8 protein-coding genes are annotated in these 12,473 nt (G+C 74.2%); 1 reads left to right on the plus strand and 7 read right to left on the minus strand.

Features of this window, described 5'->3' with window-relative positions:
- Nucleotides 1-13: 13 nt before the first annotated feature.
- From ACH4PY_RS05455 to ACH4PY_RS05485, 7 genes are all read right to left on the minus strand, one after another.
- Nucleotides 14-1,078: a DNA cytosine methyltransferase gene (locus ACH4PY_RS05455; RefSeq protein ID WP_398176224.1), complete on the minus strand. Its 1,065-nt coding sequence runs from the start codon at nt 1,076-1,078 to the stop codon at nt 14-16.
- Between the two features lie 132 nt (nt 1,079-1,210).
- Complete coding sequence (locus tag ACH4PY_RS05460) at nt 1,211-2,203, minus strand: DNA cytosine methyltransferase (protein WP_398176226.1); 993 nt, start codon at nt 2,201-2,203, stop codon at nt 1,211-1,213.
- 99 nt (nt 2,204-2,302) lie between these two features.
- On the minus strand, nt 2,303-2,719 hold the full coding sequence (locus ACH4PY_RS05465; protein WP_398176228.1) for a very short patch repair endonuclease: 417 nt from the start codon (nt 2,717-2,719) through the stop codon (nt 2,303-2,305).
- Between the two features lie 62 nt (nt 2,720-2,781).
- On the minus strand, nt 2,782-4,164 hold the full coding sequence (locus ACH4PY_RS05470) for a PrsW family intramembrane metalloprotease (protein ID WP_398176230.1): 1,383 nt from the start codon (nt 4,162-4,164) through the stop codon (nt 2,782-2,784).
- Nucleotides 4,165-4,267: 103 nt separating this feature from the next.
- Nucleotides 4,268-5,098: a tRNA (guanosine(46)-N7)-methyltransferase TrmB gene (trmB, locus tag ACH4PY_RS05475; RefSeq protein ID WP_398176232.1), complete on the minus strand. Its 831-nt coding sequence runs from the start codon at nt 5,096-5,098 to the stop codon at nt 4,268-4,270.
- A gap of 130 nt (nt 5,099-5,228) precedes the next feature.
- A complete protein-coding gene (gene lhgO / locus ACH4PY_RS05480) occupies nt 5,229-6,464 on the minus strand; it encodes an L-2-hydroxyglutarate oxidase (protein ID WP_398176234.1) in 1,236 nt (411 codons plus the stop codon).
- Between the two features lie 863 nt (nt 6,465-7,327).
- Nucleotides 7,328-8,743, minus strand: a complete 1,416-nt coding sequence (locus ACH4PY_RS05485; protein WP_398176236.1) for an MFS transporter — start codon at nt 8,741-8,743, stop codon at nt 7,328-7,330.
- Nucleotides 8,744-10,010: 1,267 nt separating this feature from the next.
- Between ACH4PY_RS05485 and ACH4PY_RS05490 the strand changes: the two genes are divergently transcribed.
- A complete protein-coding gene (locus tag ACH4PY_RS05490) occupies nt 10,011-12,353 on the plus strand; it encodes an asparagine synthase-related protein (protein ID WP_398176238.1) in 2,343 nt (780 codons plus the stop codon).
- Nucleotides 12,354-12,473 lie beyond the last annotated feature (120 nt).

Below are 12,473 nucleotides of genomic sequence, written 5' to 3' on the forward strand. Positions count from 1 at the left end.
GGGGCAGTTGGTCTCAGTAGGTGTAGTGCTTCCGGATCGCCGCGTCGAGATCCTCCTTGGGAACCTCCAGGGCGGCGGCAAGGATGTGCATGCCGAGGCGGGGCGGTACGGCGTTCCCGATCTGCTGGGAGATGTCCTTGCCTGCCCATGTCCAGTCCGGTGCGGCAGGGAACGTTTGCAATTGCCCCATTTCGGACCAGGTGAACCGGTCCGTGGCGGTGCCCTCGGGCGCTTCGACCCGATTCCGCGAGACCTTGCCGGTGACGGTCGCCGACGGCTCGTGGGAGTGCCGCCGCCCGCGGGCCTTCGGATCGCCGCCGGTCCCGTAGTTGGAGATCACGACGAAGGGGGCCGGTCGGTCCGGAAGGGCGGTGGCCATCGACACGGGGGCCGCCGGACCGTGCAGTCGTTCGGCCCGAACCTTCTTCAGCGGGTTGAACGGATCGTGCGTGGCTTGAGGCATGCACGGAACGTCGGACAGACGGCCCGAGCCGCGGAGCCGGGCGATGAAGATCGCTCGGCGACGGGTCTGCGGTACGCCGTACTCCTCGGTACGCAGCACCTTGGGAGGGGCGACCGCGTAGCCCTCCTTGTGGAGCAGCTCGGCGTACCTCTCCCAGACCGGTCGGACGGCGGGCACCTGCTCGAGGACGATCACCTCGTACGGGCGGCCCGCGTCCAGAGCCTGCAACGCCCAGCGGAGAGGTTCGAGTACCAGTCCCGTGCGCTCGTCCTCCAACGTGGACAGGTCGGCACGGATCGACTCCAGCGGTTCGCGGGCCACGAAACGATCGGCGAATTCGAGTACCTGCTCCAGGGCCTTTCGCCCGCTACCGCTCCCGGCCACGGTGAATGTCTGGCAGGGGGGGCCGCCCGCGAGAACGTTGGCCTGCTCGAACTGGTCGGGTCCGAAGAGGCGGACATCACCCTGTTTCGTGTCCAACCCGTTTGCCGCGCGGGTCGCGCAGGCGCCGTCGTCCCACTCGACGCCCACGGCTGGAATGCCCAACTGGCGCGCCGCAAGATCGAGTCCGCCGGGGCCGGCGAACAGGTCGACAATCTTGAACGGCGTGGACATGCGGATTCCTTGCTGAACGGATCGTGGGGCGGGCGACCTTCCGGCCCCTCGATCACGAGGGCCGCGACCGACCATGCTAGCCCGGCGACGTCGTCCGTCCGCGTCGGCGGCGCAGGAACGGACGACGTCGGATCACGTGGTCGTCGGAGCTGTGCCGTCGGCCAAGGCGGTGGCGATCGACCGCCCCACGGCCTCGGCGACCGGCGGGGGCAGCGCGTTTCCGACCTGCCGGTAGGCCCGCGTCTTGCGCCCGTGGATCCGCCAGCTCTCCGGGAACGCCTGCAAGATCGCCGTCTGCCGCACGGTCAGCCGGGGCCTGCCATCGACGGGGAAGTCGGCCTCGGGGCTGGAGTCGCCCAGACTGCGCCCCTCGACGCCCATGGCCCACCAGGCCCTCTTGCTGCCGGTCGGCCCGAGGTCGCCGCCGCCGCGGTTGTCCGAGCCGCCGACGAGGGCGGGCGCGAGCCGGTCCGCCGCTGCGGCCCACTGCACCGCGCCGAGCCATCCGTTGGCCGCCATCGAGGGGCCCAGCGCCTCGCCCACCGTCGGTGCCGGGGCGGGGTTCGGTTCGGGCCAGGCGAAGCCGTCCCCGCCGCCGTCCGCGAGGGCCACCAGGAAGCCGCTGCGCCGGTGTTGCGGAACGCCGAAGTCCGCGGCGTCGAGCACCTTCCAGAAGGCGCGATATCCGAGGTGCTCCAGCTCCGCCTGCATCCAGCGGCGATCCTCTGCGTAGTCCCCACTCTGGACCAACCCTTCCAGGTTCTCCAGCATCAGTGCCTTCGGCCGGACGGCCATCAGCACGCTGACCGCCGCCTTCAGCAGCCGTCGCTCCTGGTCGTCCCCGCCTCGACGGGCCACCGCCGCTGCCGCCTTGATGCGCGGCATCCCTCCGCTGATCAGGTCGACGTCCAGCACCTTGCGCAGGTCCGGCTCGTCGTCGTCCAACGGGTCGAAGGTCATCAGATCCCGACAGCGGACGTCCCAGTCCGGCCTGTTCAGCTGAATCGTCCGACACGCGGACTCGTTGTTGTCGATCAACATGACCGGGTCGAATCCCGCGCGCTCCAGGCCGAGCGCCTGTGCGCCCGACCCGGCGCACAGTTCCAGCGACGTGAACCTGGTCATCGCTCCCCCTGCCGTCGAACTCCGTCGTACCGGTACGACTGGTGCACCGGTGCTTCGACAAGCCTAGGTCCCACCACTGACAGAGGGCGGCGACAGGCCTCAGGCCGGTTCCCTCCGTACCGTTGCTGTGATCGTCGCGGCGACGTCCGAGGCCGCCTCGTGCTCCCAGAACCGCAGCACCGTCCATCCCTGGGTCGCGAGGTGCTCCGTCGTCTCCAGGTCGCGCTCCATGTTGCGGTCGAGCTTGGCCCGCCACCAAGCGGCGTTCGACTTCGGCTCGGTCGCGTGTTCCGGGCAGCCGTGCCAGAAGCAGCCGTCCATGAACACCGCGACCTTCACCCGTGAGAAGGTGATGTCCACCGTCCGGCGGGACATACCCGGCACAGGTGTGTTGACCCGGTACCGGAGCCCACCTCTGTGGAGCAGCTTGCGGACCGCGAGTTCGGGTGCCGTGTCCTTGCGGGCCTGGTGACGCATCCGGCTGGTCACTGACGGCGAGGACGGGACGGGACGCATATTTCTATTCTTGCGGATCGCCCCGCGGGACGCGGCCCAGTTGCACGCGCCGGCACACGCCGCTACACCTGCCCCCGTGGTGGCCAGTACGGGGTCGGGGCGGGTTGGGGGTGGGGTGGGGGCCAGGGGGTGGAGGGGCGGGGGGACGGGAAGGGTGGGGGCCAGGGGAGGGGGGTGGAGTGGAGGAGGGCGGGCTGGGCGAGGCGGCGGTGGTGCCAGAGGTGCTGGAGGAGTTCGGACTCGCGGGCGGCGTAGTCGGCGGGTTTGCGGCCGCGGGCGGCGGCGGCGCGGAGGAAGGCCAGGTGGGTGGCGTACGCCGCGTAGTCGCGGACGGCGCGGGCGCCCGCGTCGCCGTAGTGGCGGCGGGCCAGATCGCGGGCGTCGCCGCGGATGCGCATGGAGGCCAGGGCGACGGGTTCGCGGGGGGCGAGCCAGCCGGCGGCCGCGTAGGCGGCGAGGTGTTCGCGGACGGTGCGGAACTGCGCCGCGCGGGCCCAGAACGTCAGGCCCACGAGCAGGCCGAAGACCGGGATCATCACCGAGACGTAGACGGTCAGGAAGGCCACCGGGGACAGCTGCGAGGAGCCGTTCCACGAGCCGTGCAGCACCATGGCGAGGAGCCAGCCGCCGATCGGGGCGATCCAGCGCAGGGGGCTGCGCGGGCGGCTGGTCGCGGCAATGGCGAAGCCGAGGCCGGTCATCGAGGTGAAGAGCGGGTGCGCGAACGGTGTCATCAGCACCCGGACGATGAAGGTGCCCAGCGTGGTGGAGCTGAGCACGCCGGCGCCCACCGCCTTGTCCTCGCCGAACGCCGTGCCGAGGTAGAGGATGTTCTCGGTGAAGGCGAAGCCGGTCGCGACGAGGCCCGCGAGCACGATGCCGTCGAGCAGCGACTCGATGAAGCGCCGCCGGAAGAGGTAGAGCAGCAGGATCGCGGCGCCCTTGGCCGTCTCCTCCACGAGCGGGGCGACGAACGTGGCACCCCACTGGTCGGACTGGGTGGGCGTCGCCGACAGGGTGTTCGCGAGGAGTTTGGCGCCGTACTCGTTGGCGAAGAGCGCGACCAGCGTCGCGGCGCACGAGCCCCAGGCGAAGGCGAACACGACGTTCTGCCAGGGGCTGGGCGCGGCGCGGTCCAGCCACAGGAACCCCGACACCAGCACCGGCACGGGCAGCACCGCGAGCGTGGAGCCCACCACGAACGGCTCGGTCCCTATGTGGTGCCGCACGACCGCGAGGATGACGACCCCGCACACCGCGAGCGCCGTGAACAGCGCGCCGGTGCGGACGGCCCGGCTCTCCCAGAACGGCCGCCGCGGCGCATAGTGCACCGAGGGGGGCGGGGGCGCCGCGGGATCGTAGGCATGCTCGTACGCCTGCTCGTCGGACGGCCCGCCGGGCACTTCCGGGTCGGGCGGCGAGGACGGGTACGAGTACGTGGCCACGCATCGACAGTACGGGGCGGATGCCCTGCTCCGCGAGGGTATGGCGCAGGTCGCGGCGCCGGTCGCGCGGCGGGGCGGGAGCCGGCGGACCCGCCCCGGAACGTCACACGCGCGTGAAGAGGAGGTCGCGCACGACGTGTCCCTTCGCGAGCCCCTGCCGCTCGAACTTCGTCATCGGCCGGAAGCCGGGCCGCGGGGCGAATCCTTCCGCCGGGTGGGCGTTGGCCAGCCCGGGTGCCGCGCTCAGGACCTCCAGCATCTGCTCGGCGTACGGCTCCCAGTCCGTCGCGCAGTGCACGACCGCGCCGGGCCGCAGCAGCGGCGTGACGAGCGCGAGGAAGGACGGCTGGATCAGCCGCCGCTTGTGGTGCTTGGCCTTGGGCCAGGGGTCGGGGAAGTAGACGCGCAGGCCCGCCAGCGAGGCGGGCGGCAGCATGTCGCGCAGCAGGACGATCGCGTCGCCGTTGGCCACCCTGACATTCGTCAGGTGTGCGCGGTCGGCGAGGGCGAGAAGATTTCCCTGTCCGGGGGTGTGGACGTCGACGGCGAGGATCCCGGTGCCGGGGTCGGCGGCAGCCATCTGCGCGGTCGCGTCACCCATCCCGAAGCCGATCTCCAGCACGACGGGCAGATCGGCGGAGCCGAAGAGCGCGGCGAGGTCCAGCGGACTGCCGTCGAGCTCGACGCCCCATGTGTCCCAGTGCCGGTCGATCGCGGCGGCCTGCGCCTGGGTGATACGGCCGCGGCGCGCGTGGAAGGACCGGATGCGGTGCTCCTCGCGCGAACCGGCCGGATCGGCGGCGGGCCCGTCCGGGAAACGGGCCGCGGACCGGCCCGCCGGGCGACGGGTGTCCGCGGGGGCGGTGTCGGCAGGGGCGGCCGAGGTGACGGGAGCAGCCGCGGAAGCGCGGGAGACAGCGGAAGAGGTGGACACAATGAGTTCGATTCTACGGGAGTACGCCGCAGGCCCCGGTGCTGGTCAGAGCGCCGGGACGGGGACCGGACCGGTGGGCGCGGTACGCCGGGCACGACGGTGGCGGGATTCCCGGGCGGCGCGCGGGAGGTCAGAGTGCGGCGAGGGCGCGGCGGGCCACCTCGCGGCCGATCGGAAGGGCGGCGGTCGCGGCGGGGGAGGGCGCGTTGAGCACATGCACGAAGGGCGGCGAGCCCGCGAAGCGGAAGTCGTCGACGAGCGTCCCGTCCGGCAGGACGGCCTGGGCCCGCACACCCGCGGGGGCGGGCCGCAGATCGCCGGGCCGCAGCGCGGGCAGCAGACGGCGGGCATCCGCGGTGAAGGCCCGCTTCGACAGGGAGCGCCGCAGCTCACCCGCCTCCTGCCGCCAGTGGCGGCGGGCGATCCGCCAGGCCCCCGGGTAGCCCACGGTGTCGGCGAGGTCACGCGGCCGCACCGTCCACCGGCGGTAGCCCTCCCGGGCCAGGGCGGGCACGGCGTTCGGGCCCACGTGCACCCCGCCGCGGACGTCCCGGGTGAAGTGCACGCCCAGAAAGGGGAAGTCCGGGTCCGGCACGGGGTAGACCAGGCCGCGTACGAGCCCGCGCCGCGCCGGCGCCAGCTCGTAGAACTCACCGCGGAACGGCACGATCCGCAGCCCCGGATCGTCCCCGGCCAGCCGCGCGAGACGGTCGCTGTACAGCCCCGCGCAGTTCACCAGCACCTTGGTGCGCAGGGTCGGCCCGTCCGGTGCCGTGCTGAGCGTCACGGCGCCACCGTCCGTCCGCCCGACCGCGGTGACCCGCAACCCGTAGCGCAGCACACAGCCCGCGTCCGCGGCCAGCCCCGCGAGCGCGGCGGCGACACCGCCGAAATCGCAGATCCCCGTCGACGCCACATGGATCGCCGCCAGCCCCGCGACCTCCGGCTCGTACTCCGCGATCTGCGCACGCCCCAGCTCCCGCACCGCGAGCCCGTGCTCGCGCCCCCGCTGGACCAGCCCGTGCAACCGCGGCAGCTCCGCCTGCGCCGTCGCCACGATGAGCTTGCCCGTCACCTCGTACGGGACGCGGTGCTCCGCGCAGAAACGCGGCGTCTCCACCGCACCGGCCAGCGCGTAACGCGCCTTGAGCGAACCGGGCCGGTAATAGATGCCGCTGTGGATCACCCCGCTGTTGCGCCCCGTCTGATGCAGACCCGGCCCCGCCTCCTTCTCGACGACGGCCACGCGCAGGGCGGGCGCGGCCCGCGTCAGGGCGTAGGCGGTGGACAGGCCCACGACGCCGGCACCGACGACCGTCACGTCGTACGGCTCACCGCGAGCCGCGCTCCTGGGGGACGAGGACACGGTGCCACTCCCTGCGGTTGCTGTATACGGAGGGGGGTGTTGGTGATCAACTTACGCGCTGCGCGCGGCCCCGCGGGCCAAGTCGCCCCACCCTCACCCCTGCCTTGCTGGGCGAGCCGTTCTCCGCCCCCACCGGCGGGACGGCCGCCGACGCTCCCCGGGAGGGGGACGGTGCGGGGTGCGGTTGCCCCGCTGGGCGAGCCTTCCTCGGCCCCCACCGGCGGGCAGCCGCTTTTCCTGCCCGGGAGGGGGACGGTGCGGGGTGCGGTTGCCCCGCTGGGCGAGCCTTCCTCGGCCCCCACCAGCGGGCAGCCGCTTTTCCTGCCCGGGAGGGGGACGGTGCGGGGTGCGGTTGCCCCGCTGGGCGAGCCTTCCTCCGCCCCCACCGGCGGGACGGCCGCCGACGCTCCCCGGGAGGGGGACGGTGCGGGGTGCCCCCGCAGGAATGCGCATCGACTGCGTCGGCTTTGCGGATGAGGTCGTACGCGCATTCCGAGGAGGTGCCCCGTGGCGGCACCCGACCCACCCACCCGCGTGGGGCGCGATGCCCCGCCGGGCACCCCCAGGGGCGCGGGGAACTGCGCGAGCAACCCACCACCGGCCGGTGGCCCGGAAACGACAGCAACTGCCCCCTTCGACCGGTGACTACCTGCACCCCGGTGGGGCCTGAGCGCGCAGTTCCCCGCGCCCCTAAAAAACGGATCCCCGGCGGCGCAGCCGCACCCCCCCGCGAGGGCCGCGCCCCGAAAAACGGGTGCCCCGCGCGGCAGCGCACCGCTCATCCGGCGCGGCAGCGCAAACGTTCACCCCGCGCGGCAGCGCAAGCGCGGGTCCGGCGGCGGGGGCCACCCCGGGGAAGGGCCCTACGCGGGAGCGGCCAGGAGAGGACGCGCGCGTTCGCGGAGTTCGAGTACGCGCGGCTCGTCCGCGTACGGCTCAAGACGGTGGAGCAGGTCGCGGACGTACTCCGTGGTGCGGGCCGAGGAGATGCGGCCCGCGACCTCCACCGCCTTCGCCCCCACCGCACAGGCCGCGTCAAGATTGCCGGATTCGAGCTCGGCGACGGCGGAGACGACGAGCCGCAGTCCGTGCGAGCGGACGAACTCCTCCGTGGGCCGGGCGAGCGCCTGCTCGGTGAAGCGCTGGACCTGCCGTGGGATGCCGAGGTCGCGGTAGCACTCGGCGGCGTCGGCGGCGAGCCGGTCGTAGGAGTAGAAGCCGAGCCAGTGCGGGTCGGCGTCGCCTTCGCGGGCGCGTTCGAGCAGTGCTTCGGCGGCGGCGAGGGAGGCACCGCAGGCGGCCGGTTCACCGGCTTTGGCGTGGGCGCGGGCTTCGACGAGGTGGAAGAAGCTCATGGTGCGGGCGGTGGCGAGGCCGCGGTTGCGTTCGAGGGCGGCCTGGGCGAGGTCGACGCCTTCGTCGGCGAAGTTGCGGTAGGTGGCCTGGAGGGACATGGAGGCGAGGACGTATCCGCCGAGCGGCACGTCGGCGGCGGCGCGGGCGAGCCGGAGGGCCTGGATGTAGTAGCGCTGGGCGGCTTCCTGCTGGCCGGTGTCGAAGGCCATCCAGCCGGCGAGCCGGGTGAGTTCGGCGGTGGCGCCGAAGAGGGCGCGGCCGACGTCGTCGCTGTAGGAGCCGAGCAGCAGCGGTGCGGCCTCGACGCGCAGGCATTCCGGGACCATGCCGGATCGCCAGTCGCCGCCGCCGTACTTGGAGTCCCAGCGGCGCGCGTCCTCGGCGGCCTCGCGGAGTTTGGCGACGTCGGTGTGGCCGACGTGTGCGGTGCCGGGTGCCGGGGCGTCGCGGGCGACGGTCGCGTCGGCGGGGGTGATGAGCCAGCGGGAGGCGGGCGTGACGTAGGCGCTCACGGCGAAGGATCCGGCGAGGCTCTGCCAGATCCCGTTGCCGCCGGGGCCGCGGCGCCCGGCGAGGTCGAGTTTCCACAGGTCGGTGGCGGACTTGACGGCTTCGCCGATGTCGCGCGGGAAGGCGAGGCCGACTTCGGGGGCGGGGTCGGCGTCGGCGAGGCCTATTTCGTGCAGGGGGACGGGCCGCCCGAGTTTGCCGGCGATGGCGGCGGCGATGAGGTGCGGTGCCGCGCCCTGCGGCACCATGCCCTTGGCGACCCAGCGGGCGACGGACGTCTTGTCGTAGCGCAGCGTCAAGCCGCGCTGCGCGCCCAGGTCGTTGACGCGGCGGGCGAGACCGGCGTTGCTTATTCCGGCGAGACCGAGAAGGGCGCCGAGTTTCTCGTTCGGCCCGCGGTGTTCTCTGTTCACTGCGGTTCACCTCGTGATGCCGCTGGGGCAGGCCGGCGGGCCTGGTCGGTCGTCGGGGTGGCGGGGGTCACCCTCCCCTGGTGCCCGATTCAGCCACCGCGGGGCCCTGTTGGCGGCGAGTGCGGTGCCTGAGCCGGATGTCCGAGCCGCACGTACGTGTGCGAACCGGATACACCCAGCGTAGTTCGCCGCCTCCCGACCGTTAAGGGTCTCGTGTCGGATGGCGCGAATCCAGCCCCTTACGGGAACGCGGAGTTGGTCCGGAAAGCGCCGCCCATGACCCTCCCCAGGGGTCGGACGAATGTGTCCCGGGGCGGTGCCGGGAGGTTCCCGGCGCGGCACCGGGACGGGGGCCGGGGGCGCGCTCGCACGGGCGCCCCGCGCGTGCTCCCGGTATATGTGGCCGTGCGCCCGGCCGTGCGCTCTAGGCCGTGCCGACCGCGGGTTGTTGCATAAGGAGCCGTGGGTCGGCCCGCGCTTCCGTCAGGCGGCTATGGCGGTGTGTGCGGCGGGCCAGCGAGTTCCGCTGCCACAATCCCCGCGGGTGGCGGACCGGCCCGGGAGGCGTTGAGCCGTCTCCCGGGCCGTGTGTTCCGGGTGCCGAGTGCCCCGGCGCCACCCCGCGCAGGCCGCCCCCGGCCTGCCCCGCCCGCCCTCAGGGCCTGCCCGAACCGCCGTGTGCGGCACGGGTGTCGAGGGCTGGCGGGGCGATGACGTGCCCCGGCGTACCCTCCGCCGTACCCCTCGACGTACGCTCGCGCCCGCGCTCGTACCAGAGTTGTGCGCCGGCGTACGCGCGCCGCGCCGGTGTGCGCTTCCCGGAGTCCCGGCCGAAGATCGACGGCGGAAAACGATCGTGCGCACGGCCGCCTGGCACGCGGCATATCCCGCCCGGCATGTGCCGCTGCCGCGCCAAAAACTTGGCGCGATTGCGACGTTTCGGCTGAGCCGTATGTTCCGGATTCCGTCGCTGTCCGCAACATCCCGATTACGTATGCGGGATGCTGGGTGATCGAGGTGCCGCAGGGGGTCGTCCCCGGGGTGTCCGGGGCCGTTCACGAGCCGCCCGGCGGTGCGCATATGCCGCATGGCTGTGTACGGCGCACGAACCGGCGCACCCGGGAGCACTCATGCGCCTCCTTGCGCGCGTCCACGTGGCAGCATGGACTTTCGGACGTCAGACGTGGCGGCATGGTGGGGCGAGGCGCGCGCGAGTCAGCGGTGGGTCGGATCCTGCACCGGCTGTCCACAGCCTGTGGAGGCGGCGATGCGGTGGTTGGTGGGGTGGAGCAGTGCCACCGCGGGTCCCGTTCCCGGTGTCGGCGGGGCCGGTGCGGTCGGCGCGGCCGACACGGTCGGGGGGAGCGCGCGCACGCTGCTGCCGGTCGGCGCCCAACTCCTGTGGGACGGGCCCGATCCGCTGTGGGCGGTGGGTGACTGGCGGCCCGACGAGGTCCGCGTCGTCCACGCCGACCCGGCGGGCGCGTACGGCTCCGCCGCGTCCAACGGCGCCGCGTACGGCGGGGCTTACGGCGGGGCTTACGGCGGCGGCGCGCAGGGCTCGTACGGCTCGTACAACTCGTACGGTTCGTACGACGGCGGCGCCGGGTCCCGTACGAACGGGCGCGGCGTCAACGGCACCGGCACGTACGGCGTCGCGCGGCTCGCGGTCTTCGGGCGGTGCGCCGCCAGCGACGCGGAACTGCGGCTCGGGCTCGTCGCCGCCCGCGGCGGCGCGCTGCGGCACGTCACGGCGTGGCCCGGCAGCTACACCGCCGTCCTCCAACTCGGCCGCCGCATCACCGTCCTGGGCGACCTCGCCGGCGCCCGGCCGGTCTTCCACACCCGCTTCTCGCGCGGCACCGCCTTCGCCACCGCCGCCCTCCCGCTCGCCGACCTCATCGAGGCCGGGCTCGACGTCACCCACCTCGCCGCGCTGCTCGCCTGCCCCGACGCGCCCGAAGCCCTCGGCGACGGCACCCCCTACCTCGGCGTACGCCGCGTCCCGCCCGGCCACGCCCTCACCCTGCGCGACGGCGCCCCCGAGATCACCGGCTACGAGCCCACCGCCTCCCTCGCCGTCGGCCACCAGCCCGCCACCTCCGCGGACGCGGACGCCGCCATCGCCGCCATACGGGACGCGCTCGTCGAATCGGTGAAGGCGCGGCTCACCCAGCCGCGGTTCGTGCCGGAAGCGGCCTTCGCCGGGGAACCCGCGGGCCCGGACGGCCGGTTCCCCGACGCGCCCGCGCCCGCGCCCGGCATCGGCGCCGACCTCTCCGGCGGCTCCGCCTCCGCGACCCTCGCGCTGCTCGCCGCCGGACTGCCCGGCATGCCCGGCATGCTGCCCGGCGCACCCGGCACCGCGGCCGGCGAACGGCTGCTCGCCGTCACCTTCAACGACCTCACCGCCGGCGGACACGCCCTGCGCGAGGACGAGATGGCCCGCGCCGGCGAACTCGCCGCCGACCCGCGGCTGCGGCACGTCGTCGTCGCCGGCGGCGAAGAGGCCCTGCCCTACGCCGACCTCACCGGCGGCAACCCGCCCGTCCCGCTCACCGACGAACCCTCCACCTCGCTCGTCGTCGCCGAACGCCACCGGCGGCGGCTCTCCGCGGGCGGCGCCGACCACCTCATCGGACTCGGCGCCCGGCAGGTCCTCGACGCGCACCCCGCGCGGCTCGCCGACCTCCTCATGGACCGCCGCCGACGCCACCTCGTGCGGCCCGTCGCCGCCCTCACCCGCGCGGGCGGCTCCGCGGCGGGCGGGCCCGCCGTCCTCGTGCCCTTCACCGTGCCCATCACCGTCTACCGCGCCGCCCGGCGCCTCGCCCGCACCCCCTACCAGCAGGGCGTCACCGACACCGCGGCCCTGCTGCTGCGGTACGCCGCGGGCGCCGGACCCGCCGAGGAACAGCCCGGCGACGGGCCGATCGGCGCCTCCCTCGCCGCGATGGCCTGGGTACGGCCGGGGCCCGCCGCCCGCTGGCTCACCGGCGAGGCGCTCGCCGAGGTCTCCGTACGGCTCCAGGACGCCGCGCGGCGGCCCTGGCCCATCGAACGCCCCGGCGAACGGCGCGCCCGCGCCGTCCTCGCCCGGCACGCCGCCGACTTCCGCGTCCTGGAACAGGCCGCCGCCGTCCCCAGCCAGCGCCTGCACGCGCCCTACCTCGACAACGCGGTCGTCCGGGCGGCACGCGCACTGCCCGGCGCGCTCCGGGTACGCCCTGGGGCGCGCGCGGAGATCCTCCGCGACGTACTGGCCAGTGCGGGCGTACGGGCGCTGCCCGCGGGGTGGGGCGCCGCCTCGCACTCCTCCGCGTCCGCGGCCGCCGCCGCCCGCGCCGGAATGCGCTCCGCCGCCGACCCCCTGATCGACCTCTTCCGCGCGCCCCTCCTCGCCGACGCGGGCCTCGTCGACGCCCGCGTCGTCCGCGCCGCCCTCCACGCCGCCGCGACCTCCGGCGCCCCCCTGGAGGGCCTCGGCGACATCGTCGCCGTCGAACTGTGGCTCCGCAGACTGCTGGCCCGGCGGGGTTCGTGCTGGACCGGCACGGATTCGCCTGGGCGGCGGGCGGTTGCGAGCGGGGTGCAGCGACTCTCCCTGTAGGACGGCACGTCTGCGCACTGCCAGCGCGTGCGGCGCGGGGGACGCGTTTTTGGGGCTGTGCGTGCCGCGCGGGGCAACCACCAGGGGCGCGGGGAACTGCGCGACCAGCCCCCACCGGGG

It is taken from the genome of Streptomyces sp. NPDC021224 (genome assembly GCF_044332905.1).
GTDB lineage: Bacteria > Actinomycetota > Actinomycetes > Streptomycetales > Streptomycetaceae > Actinacidiphila.

Coding starts and splice junctions, on each gene's coding strand:
- ACH4PY_RS05465 (WP_398176228.1), bottom strand. CDS start 2,719: ATGCGTCCCGTCCCGTCCTCGCCGTCAGTGACCAGCCGGATGCGTCAC.
- ACH4PY_RS05490 (WP_398176238.1), top strand. CDS start 10,011: ATGCGGTGGTTGGTGGGGTGGAGCAGTGCCACCGCGGGTCCCGTTCCC.
- ACH4PY_RS05455 (WP_398176224.1), bottom strand. CDS start 1,078: ATGTCCACGCCGTTCAAGATTGTCGACCTGTTCGCCGGCCCCGGCGGA.
- ACH4PY_RS05460 (WP_398176226.1), bottom strand. CDS start 2,203: ATGACCAGGTTCACGTCGCTGGAACTGTGCGCCGGGTCGGGCGCACAG.